Below are 25,454 nucleotides of genomic sequence, written 5' to 3' on the forward strand. Positions count from 1 at the left end.
CAGATGACCGAGAGCCTTTCCCCCATGCCCCCGTCCATCACGGACAGCCATTGCCATCTGGATTTCCCCGATTTCGAGGGCGAGCTGGACGCGCTGATCACGCGCGCGGCAGAGGCCGGTGTCACCCGGATGGTCACTATCTGCACCAAGCTGCGCAATGAACCCACCGTGCGCGCCATCGCCGAAGCGCATGCGCCGGTGTTCTATGCCGCCGGCACCCACCCGATGAGCGCCGCGGATGAGCCGCTGGTGTCGGTTGATGAGCTGGTGACGCTGGCGCAGCATCCCAAGTTTGTCGGCATCGGCGAGACCGGGCTGGACTATCACTATACCGCTGAGAGTGCTGAGGTGCAGAAGACATCGCTCAGGACCCATATCACGGCAGCGCGAGAAACCGGCCTGCCGCTGATCATCCATGCCCGCGCGGCGGATGATGATATGGCGATGATCCTGCGCGATGAGATGGCCAAGGGCGCCTATACCTGCGTCATGCACTGCTTCTCCTCCTCGCCCGAACTGGCACGGGCGGCGCTGGATCTGGGGTTCTACCTGTCGATGTCGGGCATCGCCGCCTTCCCCAAGAGCCAGGAGCTGCGCGATATTTTTGCCGCCGCCCCCTTGGAGCGTATTCTGGTGGAAACCGACGCGCCCTATCTGGCGCCGCCCCCCTATCGCGGCAAACGCAATGAGCCGGCCTATACCGCCCATACCGCCCGCGTGGGTGCCGAGGTGTTTGGTGTGGACTACGCCGATTTTGCCGCGCAGACGCAGGCAAATTTCGACCGGCTGTTCTGGAAAGTCGCCCAATATGAGGCTGCCGCCTGATGGGCGTGCTGCGCTTTACCATTCTGGGCTGCGGCTCATCCGGTGGGGTGCCGCGTCTTGGCGGGCATTGGGGCGCCTGCGACCCGACCAATCCGCGCAACACCCGGCGGCGCTGTTCGCTGCTGGTGGAGCGTGAGGGGCCGGAGGGCACCACAACGGTGCTGATCGACACCTCCCCGGATATGCGAAGCCAGTTGCTGGACAGTGGTATCGGGCGGCTGGACGGGGTGGTCTACACCCATTCCCATGCCGACCATGTGCATGGCATCGACGATCTGCGCATGATCGTCTTCAACATGCGCGACCGCATTCCGGTCTATGCCGATGGCGAAACGCAGAACGCGCTGCTGTCGCGGTTCGGCTATGCCTTTGTGCAGCCCGAAGGCTCTCCCTACCCGCCCATTCTGGACCTGCGCAGCATTGATGGACCGCTGACCATCTCTGGCCCCGGTGGCGATATCACCCTGCGCCCGTTTGAGGTCAACCACGGCTCCATGGATGCGCTGGGGTTCCGCATTGGCGATCTGGCCTATCTGCCAGATGTGGCCAAGATCCCCGACAGCGCGCTGGTGGAATTGCAGGATCTGGACTGCTGGATTCTGGATGCGCTGCGCCGCAAGCCACATCCCACCCATCTGTCGCTGGACGAGGCGCTGGAGTGGATCGACCGGATGGCGCCAAAACGCGCGGTGCTGACCAATATGCACATTGATCTCGATTATGCCGAGGTCGCCGCAGAGACCCCCGATCACATCGACCCGGCCTATGACGGGATGGTGATCGAATACCCGATCTGATCCGCGTCCGCCGGTGGGCAGACCCCTCTCCCGCCGATAGGAAGGCACGTCATGTTTCAGAGCCTGATTGATGTCATCCTGCCGGTATTTCTGGTCATCGGTGCGGGGTATATCGCCACCCGGCGGGGGTATTTTCAGGCCAGTCATGTCGATGGGCTGATGAAATTCACCCAGAGCTTTGCCATCCCCTGCCTGTTGTTCCGCGCCATTGCGACGCTGGATCTGTCGGCGAGTTTCGATCCGCGCCTGCTGATCAGTTTCTACACCGGCGCCGCGGCCTGTTTCTGTCTGGGCATGGCGGGCGCGCGGCTGATTTTCAAACGCGACTGGGAAGATTGCGTGGCGATCGGGTTTTGCTGCCTGTTCTCCAATTCGGTCCTGCTGGGGCTGCCGATCACGGAACGGGCCTATGGTGCCGACAATCTGACCGGCAACTATGCGATCATCGCCTTTCACTCGCCGTTTTGCTACGGGCTGGGGATCACGGTGATGGAGATCGTGCGCAGCCGGGGCGCTGGCAGCAGCAAGACCGTGAAGGCCGTGCTGAGCGCGATGTTCAAGAATGTGCTGATCCTGGGCATCGCCCTGGGGTTTGTCGTCAATCTCTCGGGCCTGTGGATCCCGCAGGCGGTGGATGAGGCGCTGTCGCTGGTCATTCGCGCCGCCCTGCCTGCGGCGCTGTTCGCACTGGGGGGCGTGCTGGTGCAATACCGGCCAGAGGGCGATCTGCGCGCCATTGGCTTTGTCTGCGCGATCTCATTGATGGTGCATCCGGCAATTGTCTGGAGCATGGGCACGGCACTGAAGGTGCAGCCGGATCTGTTCCGCTCCGGCGTGCTGAACGCGGCCATGGCGCCGGGGTTCAACGCCTATATCTTTGCCAATATGTATGGGCGCGCGAAACGGGTGGCGGCCTCCTCGGTGCTGATTGCGACCGGCAGCTGTATCCTGACAGTCTGGCTGTGGCTGCTGATCCTGGGCTGAGGGGGCAAACAAACAGGGGCGCCGCAGCGCCCCCGATGGTCTGTTTCCATGGCGCCCGTCAGTCGCCGTCCGCCACCCCGGCCTGACGCAGCCGCGCGCGGCGGGCGCGGTAGCTGGGCAGGATCACCAGAATGGCTGCCAGCCCCAGCAGGCCGATGGTCATCGGGCGTTCCATCAGGAAGCCCAGCCCATCATAGAGCTGCATCGAGCGGGAGAAATTATCCTCCAGCATCGACCCCAGGATGAAGCCGATCAGCAAGGGCGCAAGCGGATAGTCGGCAAAGCGCAGCACCGTGGCACAGATCCCCAAACCCACAAGGATCAGCAACTCTGTCGCATTGTTCTGCCCGATATAGGCCCCCATCAGCGTAAAGAAGAAGATGAAGGGGATCAGGTAGTTGCGCGGGACCGCCAGCACCTTGGCAATATAGGGGATCAGCGGCAGATTGAGGATCAGCAGGACCAGATTGCCGACATACATCGAGATGATCACGGCCCAGAAGATCTCCGGCTCATCCACCATCAGGCGCGGACCGGGCGAAACATTGAGCGCAATCAGCGCCCCCAGAAGGATCGCAGTGGTGCCGGAGCCAGGAATGCCCAGCGTCAGCAGTGGCACAAAGGAGCCGGTGCAGGCCGCGTTATTGGCGCTTTCGGGCGCGGCGAGGCCTTTGATCGAGCCTTTGCCGAACTCTTTCTGTTCGTCCTTAGGCGCGATATTGCGCTCCACCGCGTAGCCCAGGAAGGAAGCGATGGTGGCTCCGGCCCCCGGCAGGACGCCGATCAGAAAGCCCTGGATCGACTGACGGCCAATCACCGGCGCGATGGACTTGGCCTCCGCTCTGGTGATGCGCAGATCCTTGATCTCGCTGCTGCCGCCTTCGCTGGCAGAGCGGCTGGGATCAAGCACCAGATAAAGCGCCTCCGGCAGGGCGAACATCGCCATCGCCAGCGTGATGAAACCGAAGCCCGACTGAAGATCCATGATGCCCATGGTAAAGCGGGGCATGTTGAACAGCGCGCCCTCGCCCACAGTGGCCATGATCAGGCCAAGCACGGTCATCAGCAGCGCCTTCACCACCTGGCCGGTCCCCGCAAAGGCGGCGATGGCCGACAGCCCCACCACCATCAAGGCGAAGTATTCGGCGGAGTGGAACAGCAGCGCGACGCTGGCCAGTGCAGGCGCGAAAATCATCAGCAGGACGGCACCAATGGTGCCGCCGCAGAAGGAGGAGATCGCGGCGACGGTCAGCGCCTTGCCGGCCTTGCCCTGCCGCGCCAGCGGGTAGCCATCGAAGGACGTTGCCACTGTCGAGGCCACGCCCGGCGCGTTGATCAGGATTGACGAGGTGGAGCCGCCAAAGATGGCGCCATAATAGACCCCGGCCAGCAGGATCAGCGCCGCCGAAGGATCGCCGATGGAAATCGCCACCGGGATCATGATGGAAATGATGCTCATCGGGCCGAGACCCGGCAACATGCCGATGAAGGTGCCGATGAGGCAGCCACCGATGACCATCAGCAGGTTGCTGAGGGAAAAGGCGGTGCCGAGGCCGATCAGAATACCGTCCAGCATATCAGACTCCATTGCCAAGGAAGAGCGGCAGCGGGCGCAGGTAGATGCCCAGCACCCCCTGCACGAGATACCAGACCACACCTGCCGCAACGACGGCGATGGGGATCAGGATATGCAGCTTGCGTTCGCCCAGGATCATGGCGCTGATCACCAGAAAGCCGACGGTTGCGATCAGGAACCCAACCGGGCGCAGCGCCAGTGCATAGATCACCATCATCGCCAGCAGTGCAACGGCCTGCCCCAGCTTGTAATCCAGCAGGCGGCGGTAATCGATGTCACCCGTCTTTGGGCCTGCATCGGCTTTCTGCGGCGACAGCAGGATGATCAAAGCACAGATCACCGCCAGAACCGACAACCCCTTGGGGAAGGTGCTGGGCCAGATGGCATTGAATTTCATGAACGGCGGCAGCCCTTCGTCCATGGTGAAAAAGGCCGTGTAGCCATAGGCGAGGCTGATCATGAGGATGACCAGCGCGATCCATCGGTCGAGCGCCATGAGGCTCTCCCCCCCTTTGGTGAGATATGTTCAGAATGAAACCTGAGAGGCAGCGCGGCTCCTCCCGAAGATCTGCGCCGCCGGTTTCTGTCGTCAGAGGCGGGCGCCCGACACCTCTCGGACCGGACGCCTGTCTGCTCTGCCAGACTTAGAGGAAGCCGAGTTCCTGCATCAGGCTCTTGATAACTTCTTCCTGACCTTCCAGGAAGCTGACGAAATCATCGCCGCTGTTGTGGATGTTGACCCACCCGTTGCGGGCGCGGACCTCTTCCCATTCGGGGGTGTCATACATCTTGGCCAGGGCCGCGCGATAGGCGTCGACCTTTTCCTGCGGAAGGCCGGGGGCGCCAAAGAAACCGCGCCAGTTGACGAAGGTTGCGTCGATCCCCTGTTCTTTCATCGTGGGGGCGTCTGCATAGGCCGGCACGCGGTCCTCGGCGGTGACGCCGATGATTTTCACCTCGCCTGCGTTGGCCAGATCAATCGCCTCGGAGAAACCGGTGGAGAGTGCTGCGATTTCACCGGACAGCAGCGCCGCCATGGCAACCCCGCCTGCATCATAGGGGATGTATTTCACCGCCGTCGGCTCTTCGCCTGCGGCCTTCATCACCATTGCGGCAACCAGATGGTCCATGCCACCGGGTACCGAGCCACCGCCGATGGCGGTCTTGCGCGGATCGGCCTGATAGGCGGCGATCAGATCGGACATGGAGTTGATCGGGCTGTCCTTGCCCACCACGATGGCCGCGTAATCGCCAATGGTGCCTGCGACCATGGTGAGGTCACGGAAGTTATGCGGGAAGACACCGGTCAGCGAGCGGATCACAATCGGGGTGGAGTTCACCATCAGGGTGCCGTGGTTGCTCTCGGCGTTTTCGATCAGATAGCCGATCGCCTTGCCACCGCCGCCGCCGGACATGTTCTCGTAGGAGGCATTGCCCACAAGCCCCGCCTTGGTCAGCGCCTCACCGGTGCCGCGCGCGGTGCCGTCCCAGCCGCCGCCTGCGCCGCCGGGGATCAGAAAGTGGATGCTGTCCACCATCTCATCTGCGGAAACCGGCGCCGCAAAGGCCAGTGTCGCAGCGGTCACCGCCATCAGGGCGCGCCGGGTCAAAGTCGTTTTCATCTGTTTGTCCTCCCATTTGACAAATGGCGGCTTGGCCGCTCATGACTGGAAGGGAACACGTTAAGCTGACACAAACCTGTCACACCCGATGCAGCCGCCACCTGCCCGGCCACCTGGATGAATGGACTCCCATGCGCTTCTTGCTGGTTGAAGACAATCTGAGCCTTGCGGCCGCCGTCGAGGACCGGCTGCGGATGGATGGCCATGTGGTGGACCATGCCCCGGATCTGGCGGTGGCGGATGACTATGCGGCGACCGCGGATTACGATTTGATTTTACTGGATATTATGTTGCCAGACGGGGATGGCCGCAGCTTCTTGAAATCCCATCGCAACCGTCAGGGCACAACGCCGGTGATTGTGCTGACGGCACGTTCCGAGGTGTCGGACAGGGTTGGTGTGCTGGATCTGGGGGCGGATGACTACATCACCAAACCCTTTGATTTTTCCGAGCTGGAGGCGCGCTGCCGGGCGGTGCTGCGGCGCCATGGTGGCGGCAGTTCCAACCAGAAACGATTCGGTGCGCTGATCTTTGATCCGCTTGCCGGAACCCTGACGGTGGGCGGCAGAACCGTATCGCTGCGCAACAAGGAGCTGCGGCTGCTGGAGATTTTCATCAACGCGCCGGACCGTATCTTTTCCAAGTCGAAACTGGTGGACCGGTTGTTCTCCTATGAGGAGGACGTTTCGGAAAATGCGATCGAGGTCTATGTGGCGCGGCTGCGCAAGCATCTGGCCGGATCTGAGGTGGAGATCACCACGGTACGCGGCCTTGGCTACCGGATGTCGCTTGCATGAGCGAGGCCATCCGCACCAGTGGGTCGATCCGGCGGCGTCTGACGCTGCAACTGGTGGGGAGTGCGGCCTTTCTGGCGTCGCTCTTGTTCTTTATCGTGCTGGTCTTCACCCGCGATGTGTCGCAGCAGACCCATGACAGCATTCTACAGGCCTCGGCTACCTCGATCATGGATTCCGTTTCGGTCCGCTCGGGCGATGTGACAGTGGATATCCCCTATGCGGCGCTGTCGATGCTGGGCAACGTCAGCAATGACCGGGTATTTTATCGCGTCGCGCAGGATCAGCTGGTGCTGACCGGTTACGACGACCTGCCCCGACCCGACCCGTTGCCGCGACAGGGGGCGCCCCGGTTTCAAACGCTGAGCTACAAGGGCGACAGCATTCGGATGGTGACGCTGGCGCGGCGGGTTTCGCTGGGCGGGCAGGCATCCGACCTGATTATTTCGGTGGCGCAGACCCGCGAGGGGCAATCGGCGCAGCTGGCGCAGCTGACACGCCGCGCCTTGCAGCTGGGGGTCGGTTTCTTTGTCATTGCCGCAGTCCTCGCGATCTGGGCGGCGCAATCCAGTGTGCGGCCGCTGGCCGAACTTGCCGGGGCGGTGTCGCGGCGCGGGCCCAAGGATCTGCGCCCGGTGCGCAGGCCCGTGCCCTCGGAGATGATCCCGCTGGTGTCCTCGCTCAACCGGTTTATCGACCGACTGCGGATTTCGCTGTCTCGGTCGGAGGATTTCATCGCCGAGGCCGCGCACCGGGTGCGCACGCCGCTGGCCACTGTGCGCACGCAGGCGGAGATCACGCTGCGCCGGGTTGAGCGGGACGAAAACCGCGCCTCGCTGCGCGAGATGATCCGCGCAATTGACGAAAGTTCGCGCGCGGCGGGTCAGCTGCTGGATCATGCGATGGTGACCTTTCGCACTGACAGCCTCTTGCGCGAAGAGGTGGATCTGGGGGCCCTCTGCCGGGAGCTTCTGAACCGGCTTCGTCCGATTGCCGAGCTGAAGGACATCGCGCTGCATTGCGACCTGCCGCAGACACCGGCCCTGTCGGGTGATCCGATCCTGATCCAGAACGCGGTGCGCAACCTCTTGGACAATGCAATCAAATATGCGCCGGGCGAAAGCGATGTGCAGGTGATCCTGCGCCGGGAGGGACAGGCGCTGCGGCTGAGCATCATCGATGAGGCTGGTGGGTTTCCGGATGGCGACACCGACGCGCTGACCGCGCGGTTTGCCCGTGGCACAAACGCCGAAGGCACCATCGGCTCCGGTCTTGGCCTTACCATCGCGCGCGAGGTGGTTGAGGCCCATGGCGGACGGCTGAGCATTGCCCCCAGCGACGCCACCACCGGCCCGCCAGCGGCGGCCCCAAGACGGGAGGGATCATGCGTATCCTTGTATTTTCCGCTATCGTGAGCCGCCCGGTGCGGGGTCTGTGTCTGGCGCTACTGGCGCTTGTTCAGCTGGGGATCGCAGCGCAGGCGTTTGAGATCGAAGATCGCCGTCGCTTTGGGCCTGCCGCAGCCGAGGCGGCACCGGATCTGCTGCGGGTTCTGTCAACCACAGACACCGATCTGCTGGCGCCGCTTGTCGATAGCTTCCTGCGGACGCGACCGACCGTGGTGGTGGACTATGTCGCTGTCAGCAGTGCCGAGCTGATGCGGGCGGTCGTGGAGGAGAACGCGCCGTTTGATCTGGCCGTTTCCTCGGCGCTGGATTTGCAGACCAAACTGGCCAATGACGGCTATACGCTGGCGCACCGCTCCACCACGACGGCGCAGCTGCCGGTCTGGGGCAACTGGCGCGACCATGTCTTTGCCTTCTCGCAGGAGCCTGCGTCGATTGTGCTGTCTCCGGCGGCCTTTGAGGGGCTGGAGATGCCGCGCAGCCGGCAGGCGCTGATGTCGCTCTTACGGCGATACCCCAACCGGTTCCGGGGCCGCATCGGCACCTATGATGTCGAGACCAGCGGCCTTGGCTATCTGTTTGCGACGCAGGATCTGCGCACCTCAGAGAGTTTCTGGCGGATGATGGAGATTTTCGGCAGTCTTGACCTGCGGCTCTATTGCTGTTCCGGCGAGATGATCGAGGCGGTCGCGCGGGGAGATCTGGCGATTGCCTATAACGTGCTGGGCAGCTACGCCCGCGCGCGGGATGATCTGGCGGATCGGATCGAGATCGTGGATCCGCAGGATTACACCAACATGATGCTGCGCACCGCCGTGGTGCTGAAGGGGGCTGAGCGGCCGGATCTGGCCGGCGCCTTTATCGACCACCTGCTGCGCGCGGCCTGGGGAAGCAGCCGCGATCCGGCCTATCCGTTCCCAAGGTATCCAACCGGGGCCGCCAGCCCCGAGGCGGCGCTGCGCCCGATCCAGATGGGACCGGGGCTGCTGGTGTTTCTGGACCGGCTGAAACGGGCGCGTTTTATCGAAGAATGGCGCAGCACCGTGTTGCAGAAATAAGCCCGCCTGCCGCCCGCACCGCTCAACGATAGAGCAGCGACTGGCCGTTGTGGAACAGATGCAGCTTGGCCGGGTCGGCGTAGAGCCGCACAGAGGAGCCGCGCAACCCCTTGTGAATGCCGGGGAGTTTCGCAATCAGGGGATCCTTGCCCTCGCCTGCGGCGATGTAGAGCACCGTCACCTCACCCAGAGCCTCCACAATATCGACGCGGCTGTCGATCAGCGCGCCGCCTGTGCCGGTTTCGACCAGATCCTCGGGCCGGACGCCGACATTCACCGCGAGCCCCTGATCGGCGTCGGTCGTGGGGATATCGGCGATGACCTCTTCGCCACTGTTGAGCCGCACGGTGGTGCGTGGGCCAGTGGCGATCACAGTGCCGGGAATGAGGTTCATTGCGGGCGAGCCGATGAACTGGGCGACAAATTCATTCTCCGGGCGCTGGTACAGCTCCAGTGGCGTGCCGACCTGTGCGATGCCTTTGTCGGCCAGAACCACAATGCGGCTGGCCAGCGTCATCGCCTCCACCTGATCATGGGTCACATAGATCATGGTGCTGTCCGGCATCGCCTCTTTCAGCTGGGCGATTTCGATCCTTGTGGCGACCCGCAGGGCCGCGTCCAGATTTGAGAGTGGCTCGTCAAAGAGATAGACCTTCGGATCACGCACGATGGAGCGACCGATGGCGACCCGCTGGCGCTGCCCGCCCGACAGCGCCTTGGGCAGGCGGTCGAGATAAGGCTCCAGCTGCAGGATCTTGGCGGCGCGGTCGATGGCGGCGTCGATCTCAGGCTTGCTTTTCTTGGCGATTTTCAGCGCAAAGGCCATGTTGTCGCGAACGGTCATATGCGGATAGAGCGCATAGGACTGGAACACCATCGCGATGCCCCGCTGGGCGGGCGGGATATCATTCATCACCGCATCGTCGATTTCCAGCGTGCCGCCGCTGATCCGCTCCAGCCCCGCGATCATCCGCAGCAGGGTGGATTTGCCGCAGCCGGAGGGGCCGACAAAGACGATCAGCTCCCCCTGTTTGATATCGAGATTGATATCTCTCAGGACCTCGACGCCGCCCCCGTAGGTCTTGGCGACATTGGTCAATTTCAGGTTTGCCATCTACTGGTCCCTCCCCTGCTCGTCGTTTCTGTCAGACCCGCACCGCAAGGCAGGCCTGCCACGGTGCCAGCGCGACACGGGCGCCGCTTTGCGGCAGGTCGGCCAGGGCGATGTCGGTGTCGGGCCTGCGCCATGTGCCCTCCGGCAGGGTGATCTCTGCCGGGGTGTCCCCCAGATTGAAAGCGCAGAAGATCACCTCGTCACGGTCCTGACGGGTGAAGAAGGCGACATTGCCCTCTGCCCGCAGCTGGTCATGAGTGCCCACCGCGAGCGCCGGATGTGCCTTGCGCAGGGCGATGGCGCGGCGGTAGTGGTGCAGCATGGCCTGCGGGTCGGCTTCCTGACTGGCGACGCTCAGGCTGAGATGCTCGGGCGAGACGGGCAGCCATGGCTTGCCTTCGCTGAAGCCGCCTGCGCTGTTTGACGGTTCCCAGACCATTGGCGTACGGCAGCCGTCGCGGCCCTTGAATTCGGGCCAGAACTCAATGCCATAGGGGTCCTGCAGATCTTCAAAGGCGATGTCTGCCTCTGGCAGGCCCAGCTCCTCGCCCTGATAGATGCAGGTGGTGCCGCGCAGGCACATCATCATGGTGGTGAACAGGCGCTGCGCCTCCGGGCTGAGATCCCAGCGGCTGCTGTGGCGGATCACATCGTGGTTGGAAAACGCCCAGCAGGCCCAGCCGCTGGCCGCAACGCGGTCCACCTCGGCAAAGACTTCGGCCAGCCGGGAGGCGGTCAGCACATCCTTGGCCAGGAGCTCAAAGGCGTAGCACATGTGAACGCCGCTGTTGCCTGCCGTGTAGCTGCCCATGATCTCAAGACCGCGCTGCGCGTCGCCCACCTCGCCCACGGCCGCCTTGGCCGGGTATTCATCCAGAAGCGCGCGGAACCGGCCAAGGAAGGCCAGGTTTTCCGGCTGGTTCTTTGAGTAGAGATGTTCCTGGTGATTATAGGGGTTTACCGAGGGCGCGATGGTGGCATTGCGCTGCTCTGGCGGCAGGGCCGGGTTCGACCGCAGCTCAGCGTCGTGGAAATAGAAGTTGATGGTATCCAGACGGAAGCCATCAACGCCGCGCTCCAGCCAGAAGCGGGTCACATCCAACAGCGCGTCCTGCACGGCGGGGCAGTGAAAATTCAGATCCGGCTGCGAGACAAGGAAGTTGTGCAGGTAATACTGCTCCCGCCGGGGATCCCATTGCCAGGCAGAGCCGCCAAAGATCGACAGCCAGTTGTTCGGCGGCGTGCCATCGGGCTGCGGGTCGGCCCAGACGTACCAGTCAGCGCGGGCATTGTCGCGGCTCTGGCGGCTTTCGCCGAACCACGGATGCTGGTCAGAGGTATGCGACAGCACAAGATCAATCATCACCCGCAGGCCCAGGCCGTGCGCCGTCGCGACCAGCTGGTCAAAGTCGGACAGGCTGCCGAACATCGGATCGACGTCGCAATAGTCAGAGACGTCATAGCCGAAATCCTTCATCGGTGAGGTGAAGAACGGCGAGATCCAGATCGCATCCACCCCAAGCGAAGCAATATGCGGCAGGCGCTGGGTGATGCCTCTGAGGTCACCGATGCCATCGCCGTTGCTGTCCTGATAGCTGCGCGGGTAAATCTGATAGATCACTGCACCGCGCCACCAATCGGGGTCAGCGGCGAGAACCTGTGCCGGGTCGAGTTGAGCTTGAGCGTTCATATCAGCTGTTTCCATAGTCTGTAGAGTAAGAGGCAGGACCGGTGTGATCCGGCCTGCGGATCACGTCACTTGACCGAGCCTGCAAGGAGGCCACGGACGAGGTATTTCTGCATGGCAAAGAAGACACCGAGCGGCACCGCAATCGAGACAAAGGCGGAGGTTGCGAGGATCTCCCAATTGCCGCCACGGGTGCCCAGCAGCTCAACGATCTGTTTGGTCATCACGGTGGTTTCCCCGGTGGCGTCGATCAGGAACACCATGGCCACCAGAAGGTCGTTCCAGGTCCACAGGAACTGGAAGATCGCAAATGAGGCCAGCGCCGGAAAGGACAGCGGCAGGATGATGCGGGTGAAGATCATGAAATCGGTCGCGCCATCGACACGGGCATTTTCGATGATATCGCGTGGGATGCCGACCATGTAGTTGCGCAAGAGGTAGATGGCGAGCGGCAGGCCAAAGCCGGTGTGGGCCATCCAGACGCCGATGTAGCCTTTGCCGATGCCGATCTCATTGTGGAATTTCAGCAGCGGGATCAGCGCCAGTTGCAATGGCACCACCAGCAGGCCAACGATGGCCGCCACCAGCAGGGCGCGGCCCGGAAATTCCATCCACGCCAGCGCATAGGCCGCGAAGGCGGCAACAAGGATCGGGATGATGGTTGCCGGAATGGTGACGGTCAGCGTGTTGAAAAATGCCTTGGCCATATTGTCGGTTGAATTGCCGGAGATGAGCACTGTTTCATAGTTCTCCAGCGTGAATTCCGGCGGCACGGTTGCGGTGACAAACACCCGGGGGCCGCGTTTGCCGCTGATTTCCTCGGTGCTTTCCAACCGGTAGGCGCCATCTGCCGCAACCGACAGGGTGCCGCCACGGCGCAGCTCGGCCGTTTCACCGGGCTGATAGGCGGCAGGCTCGCGCGCCGAGGTGCCCCAGGCGGAAATCTCGCTGCTGGTGTCTTCGGCAAAGAGGCGGCCCTCAATCACGAAGAGATTTCCCTGTCGCAGCTGTTCGCTGGGCGGGTCAATGCGCAGGGTCAGGTTCTGTTCACTGGGGAACATCGCGCGCCACCAGCCGCTGGTCGCGATCTGATCGGCGGTGCGGAAGGAGGACACCAAGAGGCCCAGCGTCGGGAACAGCCACAGCCCTACGAGCAGCACCACAGAAAGGCGTAAGGCCCAGGTCAGCGCAGGTTTTTGTCCGGCAATCATTGTCATGGCGGTCTCTCCTCAGCGCATTTCGCGGCGGGCGTTGTAGACGTTCCAGACCAGGATCGGCAGGACCAGAAGCATGATGACCATGGCGCTGGCGGAGCCGACGCCCCAGTCATTGGCGCGGAACAGTTTGTCGTACATGTAATTGGCCAGAACCTGCGTCTCCCACTGGCCGTTGGTCATGGCAAAGACGATGTCAAAGACCTTGAGCACAACGATGGTGATGGTGGTCCAGACGACGACGATCGTGTCCATGATCTGCGGCACCTTGATCTTGAAGAAGATCTGAAACGGCCCGGCCCCATCCACGATGGCGGCTTCAACGGTTTCTTCGGGGATGCCGCGCAGGGCGGCGGAGAGGATCACCATGGCAAAACCGGTCTGGATCCAGATCAGCACCATCATCAGGAAGAAGTTGTTCCAGAACGGGATGGTCAGCCACTGCATCGGCCCGTCGCCGCCGAAATAGATGTAGAGCGCGTTCAGAACGCCGATCTGCTCGGTGCCCTCGGGGCGGGCGTCATAGACCAGTTTCCAGATCACCGCAGCCCCGACAAAGGAGATCGCCATCGGCATGAAGATCAGTGACTTCGCAATATTGCCCCAGGCCAACCGGTCCGTCAGCTGTGCGGCCAGCAGGCCGAAGGCGGTCGAGGCGGCAGGCACCACGAGAAGCCACAGGAAATTGTTCTTGAGCGCTTCCCAGAATTTCGCCTCGGCCAGCATCTGCTGGTAGTTGGCAAGGCCGACGAATTCAGATCCGCCACCGGGCAGGCGTTCGCTGACAGAAAGGCGCAGCGTCTCGACCACCGGATAGGCAAGATAAAGCCCCAGCGCCAGCAAGGCGGGCAACAGGAACAGCCAGGGTCGGATCATGTTGGCGCGGCGGATATTGCGGGCGATATGCGCACCGCGTGCCGGAAAGATCACCCGGTCCAGCACCAGATTGGAGAAGTAGAAATAGCCGACACACCCTCCGACGCCAAAGGCGATTGTGAGCAGGCCCTGAATGGCTGGGTGCATGGGAAACTCCCTTCGCGGTGGGGTGGAGTGGGCAGATCAGCCCCCGGCAGCAACGCAGGCGGGCAGATCGGCGCGGATCTTCGATGGGAAAACTGCAAATGGTGCGGGCCGACCGGGTAGAGGCAGCCCGCACCTGTGACTTATTTCAAAGCATCCCAGGAGGACTGGATCTCGGCCGCGACCTCTTCTGCCGGGGTGCCGCCAGCGTAGCCGACCATGCCTGTCCAGAAGGAACCCGCGCCGACCGCGCCGGGCATCAGATCCGATGCGTCAAAGCGGAAGGTGTCTGCGGACAACAGGATATCGCCCATCTTTTTCAGCGTATCAGTGGCATAAAGGTCGGTGTTGACGCCCTTGTGCGGGGTCAGGAAGCCCTGTTGCGCCATCCAGACCTCATGTCCGATGGGGGATTTCAGGAATTCCATCAAGGCGCGCGCGCCCTTGCTGTCGTTGGTGATCGACCACAGGGTGCCTGCCCCCAGAACCGGGCTGCCCAGATCCTTTTCCTCATAGGCCGGGAAGTAGAAGAAATCCGCATCCAGCCCCACCTCGGTGCCTTCGGGGAAGAAGGCCGGGATGAAGGACGCCTGACGGTGCATCAGACATTGCGGCGGGCTGGCGAAAAGGCCCTTGGGGCTGTCGCGGAAATCAGTGGAGGCCACCGCCCCTGCCCCGCCCGAGACATAGGCGTCATTGCGGGCGAAATGCCCAAATTCCTCAATCGCACCGATGACGCGGGGATCGGTGAAGGGGATTTCGTTGCTGACCCACTGGTCATAGACGGACGGGTCCTGGGTGCGCAGCATCATATCCTCGACCCAGTCAGTCGCAGGCCAGCCCGTGGCGCCACCGGACCCCAGACCAATGCACCAGGGCGTATTGCCATCCTCGACCATCTGATCGGTCAGCGCCTTCAGCTCTTCCATCGACTGCGGCACGTCGTAGCCGAAATCCTCAAAGGTCTCAGGCACGTACCAGACAAGGGATTTGACATCGACCTTGTAGAACAGGCCAAAGAGATCCTCGTTGCCATCCGGCCCCTTGAAGGTGCTGAGATCGACCCAGGAGTCGCCAGCGGCGTAGTTTTCACGCACCCAGTCGGCGGTGTCGCTGCCCAGAGGCGAGATAAAGCCGCGTCGCGCCATGTCCGCCACCAGTCCCGGCTGTGGGAAGACGGCGATGTTGGGCGCGGAGCCGGCCTCGGCGTCCACGACGATCTGCTGTTCGAAACTGTCGGAGCCGGTGTAACGCACATCGGCGCCGGTAGCCTCGGCAAAATAGGCCAGCACTTTCTCGACCAGTGCCTGATCGGGGCCAAGCCAGGGTCCGAAGACGGTGACCTGTTCACCGGCAAGATCGGTCGCCTTTAGCGCCTCGAAGCTGTCCCAGTTGAACTCTCCCTCACCGACCGGAAAGGTCAGCGCCCCGTCGGCCTGCGCAAGTCCGGCTGTCAATGCCAACACGCCCGCAGCGGCAGTAAGCCTGCGTTTCATGATATTTCCTCCCGATAATCACAACGCCCTGCCAGATCCTGTTTGATCCGGTTATCCAAAGCGCTTTGGATTTCGCTACACTTCTAGATTCGCGCGGCGCTGTCAACAAATTACCAAGAAACACCTCTTATCTCTTAATTTAAACGACCCTTGCCAGCCTCACCTCACCCCTGCCATAACTACCTGAGCATGAGCACTGCGTTGCGATATGCGCCCGAAATATCAAAGCGCTTTGGAGACTTTCCGTATGAATCTGAAGGAACTGGCCGCCCATCTGAACCTGTCACAGACAACGGTCAGCCGTGCGTTGAATGGGTTTCCCGAAGTAAGCGAAGCCACCCGCAGGCGGGTTGCGGCGGCGGCGGAGCAGCACAACTACCGCCCCAACACCCGCGCCAAGGCGCTGGCAACCGGGCGGGCAATGGCCATCGGCCATGTGATTCCGCTGTCATCGCAGCATGAGATGGTGAACCCGATCTTTGGCGATTTCATCGCCGGAGCGGGCGAGAGCTACGCCAAGGCCGGCTATGACATGGTGCTGTCGCTGGTCGAGGACAGCAAACAGGAAAAGGCCTATCGCGAGATGGCGGCGAAGCGGAACGTCGATGGCATCGTGCTGCATGCGCCGCGCATGTCGGACCCGCGGATTGCACTGTTGCGCGATATTGGCCTGCCTTTTGCGGTGCATGGCCGGGCCTCCGATCTGGAGGGGCCGTACAGCTGGCTGGATGTGAACAACAAAAGCGCCTTTGAACGGGCGACGCAATTCCTGCTCGATCTCGGGCATCGGCGGATCTGTCTGGTCAATGGTCTGGAGAGCATGGATTTCGCATGGCGCCGTCGCGCAGGCTACGAATGCGCGCTGACCGCAGCGGGCATCCCCCTGGATCCCGCGCTGATGTTTGCCGAGGAAATGACCGAGAGCTACGGTCACCGCACCGTCGTACACACTCAGGCCATGGCCGATCCGCCCACCGCCTATCTGGTGTCGTCGATCATCCCGGCGATGGGTGTGCGCCGCGCAATCGAGGATTCGGGGCGCCAGATGGGGCGCGATATTTCGGTGATCACCCATGACGATGATCTCTCCTATCTGCGCAATGGCGATGAGCTGCCGCAATTCACCGCGACGCTTTCTTCTGTGCAGGAGGCCGGCCGACAGCTGGCCGACCTGCTGCTGGCGCAGATCCGCGATCCGGGTGACGCCCCTTTGACACGCCTGCTGGAAGCGCAGCTGACGGTTGGCCGCTCCACCGGGCCTGCGCCGTCGCGCTAGGCTCACCGCTGCCCGCACCATCCAATCAGGAGAGCCGCCATGTTACGCAACAGCCGCCAGGACTTCCCCGAGGGTTTTCTCTTTGGCGCGGCAACCTCGGCCTATCAGATCGAAGGACACGGGTTTGGCGGCGCCGGGGCGACCCATTGGGACAGTTTCGCCGCCACCCCCGGCAATGTAGTGCGAGCCGAGCACGGCCAGCGCGCCTGCGATCATTACCACCGCTACGCTGAGGATCTGGATCTGGCGGCGGCTGCCGGGTTTGACTGCTACCGGTTCTCCACCAGCTGGGCGCGGGTTCTGCCCGAGGGGCGTGGCACACCCAACCCCGACGGGCTGGATTTCTACGACCGGCTGACGGATGCGATGCTGGAGCGGGGGCTGAAACCCTGCGTGACGCTCTACCACTGGGAATTGCCACAGGCGCTGGCCGATATGGGAGGCTGGCGCAACGCCGATATCGCCAATTGGTTTGGCGACTTTACCGCGGTCATCATGGGCCGCATTGGCGACCGGATGTATTCCGCGGCGCCGATCAATGAACCATGGTGCGTAGGCTGGCTGTCGCATTTCCTTGGCCATCATGCGCCCGGCCTGCGTGATATCCGGGCAACGGCGCGGGCGATGCACCATGTGATGGTAGCCCATGGCACCGCCATCGAAACGATGCGCGGCCTAGGCATGGAGAACCTTGGCGCCGTGTTCAATCTGGAATGGGCAGCCCCCGCCGACAACAGCGAGGTCGCCCGGCAGGCCGCTGCGCGCTATGATGCGATCTACAATGGCTTTTTCCTTGGCGGTGCCTTTCACGTGCGCTACCCGGATCTGGCGCTGGAAGGGCTGGAACCGCATCTGCCGCACGGCTGGCAGGATGATTTTGCCACCATCTCAGCCCCCGTCGACTGGTGCGGCCTCAACTACTATACCCGCAAGCTGATTGCGCCGGGCAGCGGCGCCTGGCCCCATTACGCCGAGGTCGATGGCCCGCTGACCAAGACCCAGATGGGATGGGAGATCTATCCGCAGGGGCTTTATGATTTTCTGACCCGGACGGCCCGCGACTATACGGGAGATCTGCCGCTGATCGTGACCGAAAACGGCATGGCCAACGCGGATATGGTGACAGATGGCACCGTGCCGGACGACGCCCGGATCGCCTTTGTCGATGACCATCTGGACGCGGTGCGCCGTGCCATTGCGGATGGCGTGCCGGTGCAGGGCTATTTCCTGTGGTCGCTTCTGGACAATTACGAATGGGCGCTGGGGTATGAGAAACGGTTCGGGCTGATACATGTGGATTTCGACACGCTGACCCGCACCCCCAAAGCATCATACCGCGCGCTGCAATCGGCGTTGGCACCCCCGCCATGATGCCGGTGCTTCGATCGCGGGCTGGCGTCAGTCCGCCAGCCGCGCTGCCAGCTGGTCCAGCACGCTGAGGCATTGCCCGAGCTGGTCAATGGCGAGGTATTCATCCGCCTTATGCGCCTGCGCGATGGACCCTGGCCCGCAGACGACCACATCCATACCCAGCGCCTGAAACAAGCCCGCCTCGGTGCCGAAGGGCACCAGATCCGCGCTCTTGCTGCCCAGCAGCTCCGCCATGATGTCGCGGGCCTCATTCCGCGTGGTGGGGACCAGCCCTGCCACCTCTCCCACCACCTCGGTGTCGATGCTGGCCTCGGGGTAGACCGCGCGCATGGCAGGCAGCAGAACATCGTGGCAATAGCGTGCCATCGTGTCCTTTACATGGTCGGCGTCGGCCTGCTGGACCGGACGCATCTCCCAATCGACCTGCGCCTTTGATGCGATGACATTATGCGCGCTGCCACCGTTGAGCGCACCGATGTTCAGCGTGGTCCAGGGCGGATCAAATCGACTGTCCGGCGGGGTACGCTGCTGCAAATCCAGGCGCAGATCGAGCAGGCGGCTGACATAGCGCACCGCGTATTCCACCGCATTGACCCCTCGTGACGGATCCGACCCGTGACCCTCAAGCCCCTGAAAACGTGTGGTGTATTCGTGGCAGCCCTTATGGCCCTCAATGATGCGCATACTTGTCGGTTCACCGATCATGGCCAGTCGCGGGCTGATCTCGCGGTCGCGCAGCGTCTGAACCAGATGACCGGCACCGACGCAGCCCACCTCCTCGTCGTAGGTAAAGGCGAAATGCAGGGGACGCTTGCCGATCTGCCCGGCGAACTGCGGCGCCATGGCGAGGGTCGCCGCGATGAAACCTTTCATGTCGCAGGTGCCGCGTCCGTAGAGCCGCCCGTCGCGCTCCACCATCGTGAAGGGGTCACTGCTCCAGTCCTGATCGGTCACTGGCACCACATCGCTATGGCCTGACAGCACGATCCCGCCATCGGCGTCCGGGCCAAGCGTGGCAAAGAGATTTGCCTTCTGACCGCTGGCATCAAACAGCACATCAACACTGGCGCCGCAGTCCTCAAGCCGGTTGGCAAGATAGGCAATCATCTCCAGATTGCTGTCAGCCGAGACCGTTGGAAAGGCAATGAGATCCGACAGGATCCGGGTGGTCTCATCAATCACCGGCTCATCCTTTTATGAACAGTTTCCGCTCCACTGTGCAGAGCGGTTCGGCGGCGCCGGTGTCGCGGATCAGCAGGGTTTCGGTGGTCTCAAGCCCCCAGCTGTCCATCCAAAGCGCCGGCATAAAGTGGAACACCATACCCGGTTGCAGCACGGTGGTGTCTTCGCTGCGGATCGACGCCGTTCGTTCGCCCCAGTCCGGCGGGTAGGACAGGCCAACCGGGTAGCCCATGCGGCCAGAGCGTTCGATGCCGTGTCTGGCCATCACCGCCATAAAGGCGTCGGCGATGTCGCAGGTGCGATTGCCTGCGCGCGCCGCCTCGATACCGGCGGCGATGCCTTCGATCTGGGCAGCCTCGGTTCGCAGCATCTCCGCCGGAGGAGTGCCGAGGAAGACCGTGCGCGACAGTGGCGCATGATAGCGGCGATAGCAGCCGGAGAGTTCAAAGAACGTCGCCTCGCCCGCGCGCATCGGGGTGCCGTCCCAGGTCAGATGCGCTGCGGTGGCATCCAGCCCCGAAGGGGTCAGCGGCACGATGGCGGGATAATCCCCCCAGTCCTCGCCCACGCCGGTGATGCCCGCATGAATAATATCCGCGACCAGATCATTTTTGCGCACCCCGGGTTCGGCGCGGTCGATGGCGGTCTGGATCACCCGATCGGTGATCCGCGCCGCCTTGCGCATGAAGGTCAGCTCAGCCTCGGTTTTGATCAGCCGTTGCCAGTTGACCACTCCGGTTGCGTCCTGAAGGTCGGCATGAGGCAGCTCTGCCGCCAGTACCGCATGTGCCTTGGCTGAATAGTAGTAATTCTCCATCTCGACACCGATGCGGGCGCCCGCAAGCCCCTGCGCGCGCAGCCGCTCGGCCAGATCCTGCATCGGATGGCGGTCGATTGATTGAACATAGTGATCGCCGTAGCCGAGAAGCCTGTCCTGAGCCATCCAGCAGGTGCGGCGGGCCCCCATCATGTCCATATGCCGCCCCCACCAGATCGGGTCATCGTCATGGGTGACGATCACCCCCTGATGGACATAGAAGGACCAGCCGTCATAGCCGGTGAGCCAGGCCTGATTGGAGGGATCGGTGACAAAGAGCGCATCCAGACCGGCGGCAGCCATGGCGGCCCGGGTCTTGGCCAGCCGCTGCTGGTATTCGGATTGCTCAAACGGGGTATTTGGCTTGACCATTTTGTATCTCCCTTCCTGCCCTCAGCCCAGAACCGCAGTGACGGCCCGGTGCGTTGCCGCGACCACCTGATCTGCCTCCTGCCGGGTCAGGCAGAACGGCGGCGCAAAGCCGAGGATATCCCCCTGCGGCATCGCCCGCGCAATCACGCTGTCCTGCTCTAACAGTTTGGCCGCGATCTGCGGTCCGATCTTGTCACTGGCGTCAAAGAAACGGCGATCATCGCGCTCGGCCACGAATTCCACCGCGCAGAGCATCCCCTCGCCGCGCACGTCGCCCACATTGGGATGGTCTCCCAGCGCCTTGCGTATCTCATCATTGAGGTAGGCGCCGATGGCACCGGCGTTTTCGACAAGTCCGAGCTGGTCGATCAGATTGAGGTTGGCCACGCCAGCGGCGGCGCCGATGGGATGCGCCGAATAGGTCCAGCCATGACCAATCGGGCCGTTCTCATCTGTGCCGCGCTCCAGAACCTGCCACATCTTGTCTGACACGATAGAGCCCGACAGCGGCGCATAGGCTGAGGTCAACCCCTTGGCGATGGTGATAAGATCGGGTCGCATGCCGTAGTGATCAGAGCCGAACATCGTGCCCAACCGGCCAAAACCGGTCACCACCTCATCCGCGACCAACAGGATATCGTGGCGCTCCAGCACCGCCTGAATGGCGGGCCAGTACCCGGCAGGCGGCGGCACGATGCCCCCGGTGCCCAGCACCGGCTCACCGATAAAGGCCGCGATGGTGTCGGCCCCCTCACGCTCGATCAGCGCCTCAAGCTCAGCTACGCAATGGGCGACAAAATCGGCCTCGCTCTGGCTGCGATCCGCACGGCGGAAGTAATATGGCGCCTCGGTATGCACCACCTGCGCCAGCGGCAGATCGAATTTGTTGTGAAACAGCTCCAACCCGGTCAGCGACCCCGTCATCAGCCCGGATCCGTGATAGCCCCGCCAGCGGGAGACGATCTTTTTCTTTTCCGGGCGGCCGAGGATGTTGTTGTAATACCAGATCAGCTTGATGTTGGTTTCATTCGCGTCGGACCCGGAAAGGCCGAAATAGACTTTCGACATGTGATCGGGCGCCCGGTCCATGATCATCTTGGCGAGGGTGATCGAGGCCTCGGTGCCATGGCCGACATAGGAGTGGTAATAGGCCAGATCGCGGGCCTGGGTGGCGATGGCCTCGGCAATCTCAGGGCGCCCATAACCGACGTTGACGCAGTAAAGCCCCGCAAAGGCGTCCAGCATCCGATTGCCATCGCGATCCTCGATATGGCAGCCACTGCCGCCGGTCACCACCCGCTGCGGCAGGTTTCCGCGGGCAAATTCGGCAAGATGCGTGGAAGGGTGGAAAAAACTGTCGCGGTCCCATTGGTCCAGTTGATCGTTGTGCAGCATGGCTCTGTCCTTGGCTATGGCGGCGCGCCGCCTTTGGTCACATGAAGGGAGCCAGTTGCACGCGACAGGCCAGCGGGGCGGCCTGTTTTTGAGCAGAAGAAGGCTCCGCTCACCCGGACAGCAGCGCGCAATGCCTTTATTGCCAGGGTCGTGCAGCAGTTGGACCATGAGAGACCGGCCGATGGCAACAGATTTTTTTGCGCCGTGGCTAGGACCGGTGGTCGCCGACCCCTGCCCCGATGGTCGACGCCGCAGATCTGTTTCCAAACCGCGCGGTATCACAGATTCGACGGCAGCCCTATCCGGCAGGCGGCGGCGCCAAGGAGTTCCGTCTGACAACAGCTGTGTTGATGCAGATCGACTGACCGTCGGAGCGGCCTTCAACCATGGCGATCAGCTGTTGAGCCGCCTTGCGCCCCATTTCACGGTGCGGAACATGCACCGTCGTCAGCGGTGGGCTGACGATCTCCGCCAGTTCAATATCATCAAAGCCGGTTATCGAGACATCCTGCGGCACCGCGATGCCAAGGCGATGCGCCTCGCCCAGCGCACCGGCTGCAAGGACGTCATTGCCACACATGACCACGGTCGGACGAGGATCACAGGCCATCAACTCAGCAAATGCCCTGGCGCCTTTTTCAATTTCATAGGGGGTTTCGATCAATGTCAGCGCCTGCGGATCGCAGCCCTGCGCCTGGAGGGCATCGCGGACCCCGCTGACGCGGTTCTGTGCCCGGTCATTGCCTTGCCGGATACCCGAGATCATGGCGATGCGACGGTGGCCCGCCGTTAGCACCGCCTGCGCCAGCTCATACATGGCACCGGTATTGCTGAAGCCGACGGAGATCTGAGGCAGGTCGGGCGCATATGACCAGGCCACCAGAACCGGCACCTGATGTTTCGCAAGATACTGGTAGATCTTCTCGTCCCGTTCATGGCCAATCAGCAGCAGACCGTCGGCCCCGCGCGCAACCAAAGCCCGGATCTGCTCCTCCTCCACGTCTGGGCTGTAGGCGGAGCTGGAGACGAGAAGCGTATAGCCATCCTCGCGCAGCTGGTCCTGAAAGGCCTGCAGGCCGCGGGCAAAGATCGCGTTGTCCATGGTGGGAATGATCGCCCCGATGGTGAAGCTGCGTTTGGCAGCCATCACCCGCGCGGCGAAATTTGGCGTGTACCCCAGCGATTCGACCGCTTCCATCACCCGGTCGCGGGTTGCCTTGATCACCCGGTCAGGTGAATTCAGGCAGCGCGACACCGTCGCGGTGGAAACGCCCGCCGCCTTGGCAACATCGTTAAGTGTTGGAGCTGAGGGGATTTTTCCCATGTCTTACCTGCCATGTCTTTGGCGTATGTTAGCATAAATCGGGGCAGCTGCCAGCTACCAATGTAAGCGCTTGCATTATTTATGTAAGCGCTTACAAATGATGTTGAGATACAAACCGGGATCTTGCGATGTTTCTGATGGCGTCTGTTTGCGTATTTGTCGTGTTCTTTGCCAATGTTGCCCTCGGCGCGTTTGGCGGCGGCGGCTTCCTGGGCGATGTCGGCGAAATGGTGGTCCTGTTTGCAGCTTCCATTCTGTTTGTGGCGGCAATTCTCAAACGAGAGGCTGACCAGAAAAATCAAAACGGCAGCTGACGGATTTCCAAGGGAGGAAGACAATGACCAATGGCAAGGATGGCCTCAAATCTGCGGAGCGCCGCAATTTTCTGAAACTGGCCTCGACCGGCTCTTTTACTGCGGCGATGGTCGCAGGGGCTGGCGGTGTGCTCTGGTCCACTGAGGCGGTTGCGCAAACCGCCAAGGAGGAAAAGGAACGTGAGGGTGCGGCCGAGCATATCATGACCGTGGCAACCGCCTATGTGCTGGGCGCGTCGCGCAGCTATCCGATCATGCAGCTGGATCTGAAGGAAAACATCCAGAACGCCACCAACGGCAAGGTCTACGTGAAGCTAGCCCCCGGCGGGCAGCTCGGCGCGGGCGGCGCTTTGGTGCAGAAGGTACAGGGCGGCACCATCCAGGCGGCGCAGCATTCGCTGTCAAATTTCGCGCCCTTTGCCTCTACCGTAGACCTGATCAACATGCCCTATCTCTGCGGTTCCAACCAGCGGTTCACCAATCTGGTGACCTCAGATTTCTGGAACTCGGAGGTGCATCCGAAAGTGGAGGCCGCAGGGTTCAAGGCGCTGTTCTATGTGAACATCGACCCCCGTGTGGTGGCGGTGCGCAAGGGTGGCAACGCGGTGATGTCACCCGGTGACATGGCCGGGGTGAAATTCCGGGTGCCGGGCTCGAAAATGCTGCAGCAGTATTACCGGATGGTCGGCGCCAACCCGACGCCGGTGGCCTGGGGCGAAACACCCTCGGCGATCAAGCAGGGGGTGGCGGATGCGCTCGACCCTTCGGTCGGGGCGCTCTATGTCTTTGGCTTCAAGGACATCCTCAGCCATGTGACCTTTACCCAGGCGGTGCCGGACAGCCAAGTCTATTCCTGCAATCTGGAATGGTTCAACTCATTGCCCGCCGATGTGCAGCAGGGCGTGATCTGGGGGTCGGAGATGACCGCGCATCAGAACCTGTCCAAGGTGCCCTCCGCCCGCGCCTATGCAATGGCGGAACTGACCAAGGCAGGCGTCGAGTTTCATTCGCTCAGCGATGACCAGCTGGCGGAGTGGAAGGAGGCCGGCGGCTACCAGCGCAGCGAATGGGATTCCTTCAAGACAGAGCTGGCCGGGTCGATGGACAATTTCGCCAAGCTGGAGGAGGCCGCAGGCACCCAGGGCAAATACTTCGTCCACGACGCCTGACCGCTGCAGGGGCGCGCGCCGGACACCGGCCGCCGCCCGTCCTTATTCCAACAGCCGCCGCCGCAACAGTCTCCCGGGCTGGTTGCGGGGGTGCGCCTGAACCACGGGAACGGCAATGCAGATCCTGCGAACGATCGACAAGAACGCGGAGCGCTGGCTGCTTCTGGTGTTCTACGTGATGCTGGTCATCACCATGGCAATCGAGGTGATCCGGCGCGAGCTGTTTGCCTTCTCCTCGATCTGGGGCGAGGAGATCGTCCGCTATTCCTTCATCTATCTGGCCTGGATCGGTGCCGCCGCCGCGGTCAAAGAACGTGCGCATATCCGCATTGATGTGCTGATGCACTACCTCGGCCCACGGCCCAAGGCGCTGCTCTATATCTTTGGCGATCTGGTGATGCTCATCGTGGCGCTGGTGGCGCTCTACTGGTCATTCGAGACGGTTCTGGTCTCCGCCAAGTTCGGATCGGTCAGCCACGGGCTGCGGATTTCGATGGTCTGGTTCCTGATGGCGGTGCCTGTGGGCTTTGCGCTGATGGTCTGGCGGCTCTTGCAATCCTTCCTGCGCGACTGGCGCAGTCTTCGCGACGGCACCCCCGTCTTCGAAGGCGACAAGCTGTTTGATTGAGGGGCGTTAAGCG

23 protein-coding genes are annotated in these 25,454 nt (G+C 62.4%); 11 read left to right on the forward strand and 12 right to left on the reverse strand.

Features of this window, described 5'->3' with window-relative positions; genetic code table 11:
- Window positions 1-3 precede the first annotated feature (3 nt).
- Genes VXL81_RS00450 through VXL81_RS00460 form a run of 3 tightly spaced genes read left to right on the forward strand, consistent with a single transcriptional unit; the run spans window position 4 to window position 2,606 of the window.
- Window positions 4-825, forward strand: a complete 822-nt coding sequence (locus tag VXL81_RS00450; RefSeq protein WP_416552449.1) for a TatD family hydrolase — start codon at window positions 4-6, stop codon at window positions 823-825.
- Window positions 825-1,622, forward strand: coding sequence for an MBL fold metallo-hydrolase (locus VXL81_RS00455; protein WP_340544870.1), 798 nt, complete (start codon window positions 825-827; stop codon window positions 1,620-1,622). The genes VXL81_RS00450 and VXL81_RS00455 overlap by 1 nt, the downstream gene beginning before the upstream one ends.
- 51 nt (window positions 1,623-1,673) lie before the next feature.
- Window positions 1,674-2,606 carry an AEC family transporter gene (locus VXL81_RS00460; RefSeq protein ID WP_340544869.1) on the forward strand — a complete coding sequence of 311 codons (933 nt, stop codon included), beginning with the start codon at window positions 1,674-1,676 and terminating at the stop codon, window positions 2,604-2,606.
- A 58-nt stretch (window positions 2,607-2,664) separates the two neighbouring features.
- Here the strand turns inward: VXL81_RS00460 and VXL81_RS00465 are convergent, their stop codons facing one another.
- The 3 genes from VXL81_RS00465 to VXL81_RS00475 form a co-directional block, all read right to left on the reverse strand.
- Window positions 2,665-4,182 (reverse strand): tripartite tricarboxylate transporter permease, encoded by a 1,518-nt coding sequence (locus tag VXL81_RS00465; protein WP_340544868.1) that lies wholly within the window; start codon window positions 4,180-4,182, stop codon window positions 2,665-2,667.
- Between the two features lies 1 nt (window position 4,183).
- Entirely contained in the window at window positions 4,184-4,678 is a 495-nt protein-coding gene (locus VXL81_RS00470) for a tripartite tricarboxylate transporter TctB family protein (RefSeq protein WP_416552451.1), read from the reverse strand.
- A 148-nt stretch (window positions 4,679-4,826) separates the two neighbouring features.
- Window positions 4,827-5,804: a Bug family tripartite tricarboxylate transporter substrate binding protein gene (locus VXL81_RS00475; RefSeq protein WP_260090143.1), complete on the reverse strand. Its 978-nt coding sequence runs from the start codon at window positions 5,802-5,804 to the stop codon at window positions 4,827-4,829.
- A 131-nt stretch (window positions 5,805-5,935) separates the two neighbouring features.
- On the opposite strand from VXL81_RS00475, the gene VXL81_RS00480 reads away from it, so the two are divergent.
- From VXL81_RS00480 to VXL81_RS00490, 3 genes are read left to right on the forward strand one after another with little or no spacing between them, the layout of a single operon-like run.
- Entirely contained in the window at window positions 5,936-6,601 is a 666-nt protein-coding gene (locus VXL81_RS00480; RefSeq protein ID WP_260090142.1) for a response regulator transcription factor, read from the forward strand.
- Window positions 6,598-8,013, forward strand: coding sequence for a sensor histidine kinase N-terminal domain-containing protein (locus VXL81_RS00485; protein ID WP_416534755.1), 1,416 nt, complete (start codon window positions 6,598-6,600; stop codon window positions 8,011-8,013). The genes VXL81_RS00480 and VXL81_RS00485 overlap by 4 nt, the downstream gene beginning before the upstream one ends.
- Window positions 7,983-9,062 carry an ABC transporter substrate-binding protein gene (locus VXL81_RS00490; protein WP_416543131.1) on the forward strand — a complete coding sequence of 360 codons (1,080 nt, stop codon included), beginning with the start codon at window positions 7,983-7,985 and terminating at the stop codon, window positions 9,060-9,062. The genes VXL81_RS00485 and VXL81_RS00490 overlap by 31 nt, the downstream gene beginning before the upstream one ends.
- Before the next feature lie 22 nt (window positions 9,063-9,084).
- On the opposite strand, the gene VXL81_RS00495 is transcribed toward VXL81_RS00490, so the two are convergent.
- From VXL81_RS00495 to VXL81_RS00515, 5 genes are all read right to left on the reverse strand, one after another.
- Window positions 9,085-10,176, reverse strand: coding sequence for an ABC transporter ATP-binding protein (locus VXL81_RS00495; protein ID WP_340544861.1), 1,092 nt, complete (start codon window positions 10,174-10,176; stop codon window positions 9,085-9,087).
- A gap of 31 nt (window positions 10,177-10,207) precedes the next feature.
- The gene (locus VXL81_RS00500) at window positions 10,208-11,866 is read right to left on the reverse strand and encodes an alpha-amylase family glycosyl hydrolase (RefSeq protein ID WP_340544860.1); all 1,659 of its coding nucleotides are present in this window, start codon (window positions 11,864-11,866) and stop codon (window positions 10,208-10,210) included.
- A 65-nt stretch (window positions 11,867-11,931) separates the two neighbouring features.
- Window positions 11,932-13,080 carry a carbohydrate ABC transporter permease gene (locus VXL81_RS00505; RefSeq protein WP_416552454.1) on the reverse strand — a complete coding sequence of 383 codons (1,149 nt, stop codon included), beginning with the start codon at window positions 13,078-13,080 and terminating at the stop codon, window positions 11,932-11,934.
- Window positions 13,081-13,092: 12 nt separating this feature from the next.
- Window positions 13,093-14,100: a carbohydrate ABC transporter permease gene (locus VXL81_RS00510; protein WP_260102984.1), complete on the reverse strand. Its 1,008-nt coding sequence runs from the start codon at window positions 14,098-14,100 to the stop codon at window positions 13,093-13,095.
- 140 nt (window positions 14,101-14,240) lie between these two features.
- On the reverse strand, window positions 14,241-15,593 hold the full coding sequence (locus VXL81_RS00515; RefSeq protein ID WP_340544856.1) for an ABC transporter substrate-binding protein: 1,353 nt from the start codon (window positions 15,591-15,593) through the stop codon (window positions 14,241-14,243).
- A gap of 247 nt (window positions 15,594-15,840) precedes the next feature.
- Between VXL81_RS00515 and VXL81_RS00520 the strand changes: the two genes are divergently transcribed.
- Window positions 15,841-16,869, forward strand: coding sequence for a substrate-binding domain-containing protein (locus VXL81_RS00520; RefSeq protein WP_340544854.1), 1,029 nt, complete (start codon window positions 15,841-15,843; stop codon window positions 16,867-16,869).
- A gap of 39 nt (window positions 16,870-16,908) precedes the next feature.
- The gene (locus VXL81_RS00525; RefSeq protein ID WP_416552456.1) at window positions 16,909-18,240 is read left to right on the forward strand and encodes a GH1 family beta-glucosidase; all 1,332 of its coding nucleotides are present in this window, start codon (window positions 16,909-16,911) and stop codon (window positions 18,238-18,240) included.
- Between the two features lie 27 nt (window positions 18,241-18,267).
- Here the strand turns inward: VXL81_RS00525 and argE are convergent, their stop codons facing one another.
- The 4 genes from argE to VXL81_RS00545 form a co-directional block, all read right to left on the reverse strand.
- Complete coding sequence (argE, locus tag VXL81_RS00530; protein ID WP_416552458.1) at window positions 18,268-19,422, reverse strand: acetylornithine deacetylase; 1,155 nt, start codon at window positions 19,420-19,422, stop codon at window positions 18,268-18,270.
- 4 nt (window positions 19,423-19,426) lie between these two features.
- On the reverse strand, window positions 19,427-20,611 hold the full coding sequence (locus VXL81_RS00535) for a M24 family metallopeptidase (protein WP_416552460.1): 1,185 nt from the start codon (window positions 20,609-20,611) through the stop codon (window positions 19,427-19,429).
- A 21-nt stretch (window positions 20,612-20,632) separates the two neighbouring features.
- Window positions 20,633-22,006: an aspartate aminotransferase family protein gene (locus VXL81_RS00540; RefSeq protein ID WP_416552462.1), complete on the reverse strand. Its 1,374-nt coding sequence runs from the start codon at window positions 22,004-22,006 to the stop codon at window positions 20,633-20,635.
- A gap of 298 nt (window positions 22,007-22,304) precedes the next feature.
- Window positions 22,305-23,330 carry a LacI family DNA-binding transcriptional regulator gene (locus VXL81_RS00545; RefSeq protein WP_416552464.1) on the reverse strand — a complete coding sequence of 342 codons (1,026 nt, stop codon included), beginning with the start codon at window positions 23,328-23,330 and terminating at the stop codon, window positions 22,305-22,307.
- 128 nt (window positions 23,331-23,458) lie between these two features.
- Between VXL81_RS00545 and VXL81_RS00550 the strand changes: the two genes are divergently transcribed.
- From VXL81_RS00550 to VXL81_RS00560, 3 genes are all read left to right on the forward strand, one after another.
- Window positions 23,459-23,644 carry a hypothetical protein gene (locus VXL81_RS00550; RefSeq protein ID WP_340544846.1) on the forward strand — a complete coding sequence of 62 codons (186 nt, stop codon included), beginning with the start codon at window positions 23,459-23,461 and terminating at the stop codon, window positions 23,642-23,644.
- 23 nt (window positions 23,645-23,667) lie between these two features.
- Entirely contained in the window at window positions 23,668-24,813 is a 1,146-nt protein-coding gene (locus tag VXL81_RS00555) for a TRAP transporter substrate-binding protein (RefSeq protein ID WP_416552466.1), read from the forward strand.
- Between the two features lie 115 nt (window positions 24,814-24,928).
- A complete protein-coding gene (locus VXL81_RS00560; RefSeq protein WP_416552468.1) occupies window positions 24,929-25,441 on the forward strand; it encodes a TRAP transporter small permease in 513 nt (170 codons plus the stop codon).
- Window positions 25,442-25,454 lie beyond the last annotated feature (13 nt).

Origin of the sequence: Phaeobacter sp. JH204B (assembly GCF_048055755.1) — a bacterium.
Classification (GTDB): Bacteria; Pseudomonadota; Alphaproteobacteria; order Rhodobacterales; family Rhodobacteraceae; genus Phaeobacter; species Phaeobacter bryozoorum.

Bases quoted from the DNA above. Each gene is read 5' to 3' on its own strand.
- VXL81_RS00450 (WP_416552449.1), top strand. From the start codon at position 4: ATGACCGAGAGCCTTTCCCCCATGCCCCCGTCCATCACGGACAGCCAT.
- VXL81_RS00455 (WP_340544870.1), top strand. From the start codon at position 825: ATGGGCGTGCTGCGCTTTACCATTCTGGGCTGCGGCTCATCCGGTGGG.
- VXL81_RS00460 (WP_340544869.1), top strand. From the start codon at position 1,674: ATGTTTCAGAGCCTGATTGATGTCATCCTGCCGGTATTTCTGGTCATC.
- VXL81_RS00465 (WP_340544868.1), bottom strand. From the start codon at position 4,182: ATGCTGGACGGTATTCTGATCGGCCTCGGCACCGCCTTTTCCCTCAGC.
- VXL81_RS00470 (WP_416552451.1), bottom strand. From the start codon at position 4,678: ATGGCGCTCGACCGATGGATCGCGCTGGTCATCCTCATGATCAGCCTC.
- VXL81_RS00475 (WP_260090143.1), bottom strand. From the start codon at position 5,804: ATGAAAACGACTTTGACCCGGCGCGCCCTGATGGCGGTGACCGCTGCG.
- VXL81_RS00480 (WP_260090142.1), top strand. From the start codon at position 5,936: ATGCGCTTCTTGCTGGTTGAAGACAATCTGAGCCTTGCGGCCGCCGTC.
- VXL81_RS00485 (WP_416534755.1), top strand. From the start codon at position 6,598: ATGAGCGAGGCCATCCGCACCAGTGGGTCGATCCGGCGGCGTCTGACG.
- VXL81_RS00490 (WP_416543131.1), top strand. From the start codon at position 7,983: ATGCGTATCCTTGTATTTTCCGCTATCGTGAGCCGCCCGGTGCGGGGT.
- VXL81_RS00495 (WP_340544861.1), bottom strand. From the start codon at position 10,176: ATGGCAAACCTGAAATTGACCAATGTCGCCAAGACCTACGGGGGCGGC.
- VXL81_RS00500 (WP_340544860.1), bottom strand. From the start codon at position 11,866: ATGAACGCTCAAGCTCAACTCGACCCGGCACAGGTTCTCGCCGCTGAC.
- VXL81_RS00505 (WP_416552454.1), bottom strand. From the start codon at position 13,080: ATGACAATGATTGCCGGACAAAAACCTGCGCTGACCTGGGCCTTACGC.
- VXL81_RS00510 (WP_260102984.1), bottom strand. From the start codon at position 14,100: ATGCACCCAGCCATTCAGGGCCTGCTCACAATCGCCTTTGGCGTCGGA.
- VXL81_RS00515 (WP_340544856.1), bottom strand. From the start codon at position 15,593: ATGAAACGCAGGCTTACTGCCGCTGCGGGCGTGTTGGCATTGACAGCC.
- VXL81_RS00520 (WP_340544854.1), top strand. From the start codon at position 15,841: ATGAATCTGAAGGAACTGGCCGCCCATCTGAACCTGTCACAGACAACG.
- VXL81_RS00525 (WP_416552456.1), top strand. From the start codon at position 16,909: ATGTTACGCAACAGCCGCCAGGACTTCCCCGAGGGTTTTCTCTTTGGC.
- VXL81_RS00535 (WP_416552460.1), bottom strand. From the start codon at position 20,611: ATGGTCAAGCCAAATACCCCGTTTGAGCAATCCGAATACCAGCAGCGG.
- VXL81_RS00540 (WP_416552462.1), bottom strand. From the start codon at position 22,006: ATGCTGCACAACGATCAACTGGACCAATGGGACCGCGACAGTTTTTTC.
- VXL81_RS00545 (WP_416552464.1), bottom strand. From the start codon at position 23,330: ATGGGAAAAATCCCCTCAGCTCCAACACTTAACGATGTTGCCAAGGCG.
- VXL81_RS00550 (WP_340544846.1), top strand. From the start codon at position 23,459: ATGTTTCTGATGGCGTCTGTTTGCGTATTTGTCGTGTTCTTTGCCAAT.
- VXL81_RS00555 (WP_416552466.1), top strand. From the start codon at position 23,668: ATGACCAATGGCAAGGATGGCCTCAAATCTGCGGAGCGCCGCAATTTT.
- VXL81_RS00560 (WP_416552468.1), top strand. From the start codon at position 24,929: ATGCAGATCCTGCGAACGATCGACAAGAACGCGGAGCGCTGGCTGCTT.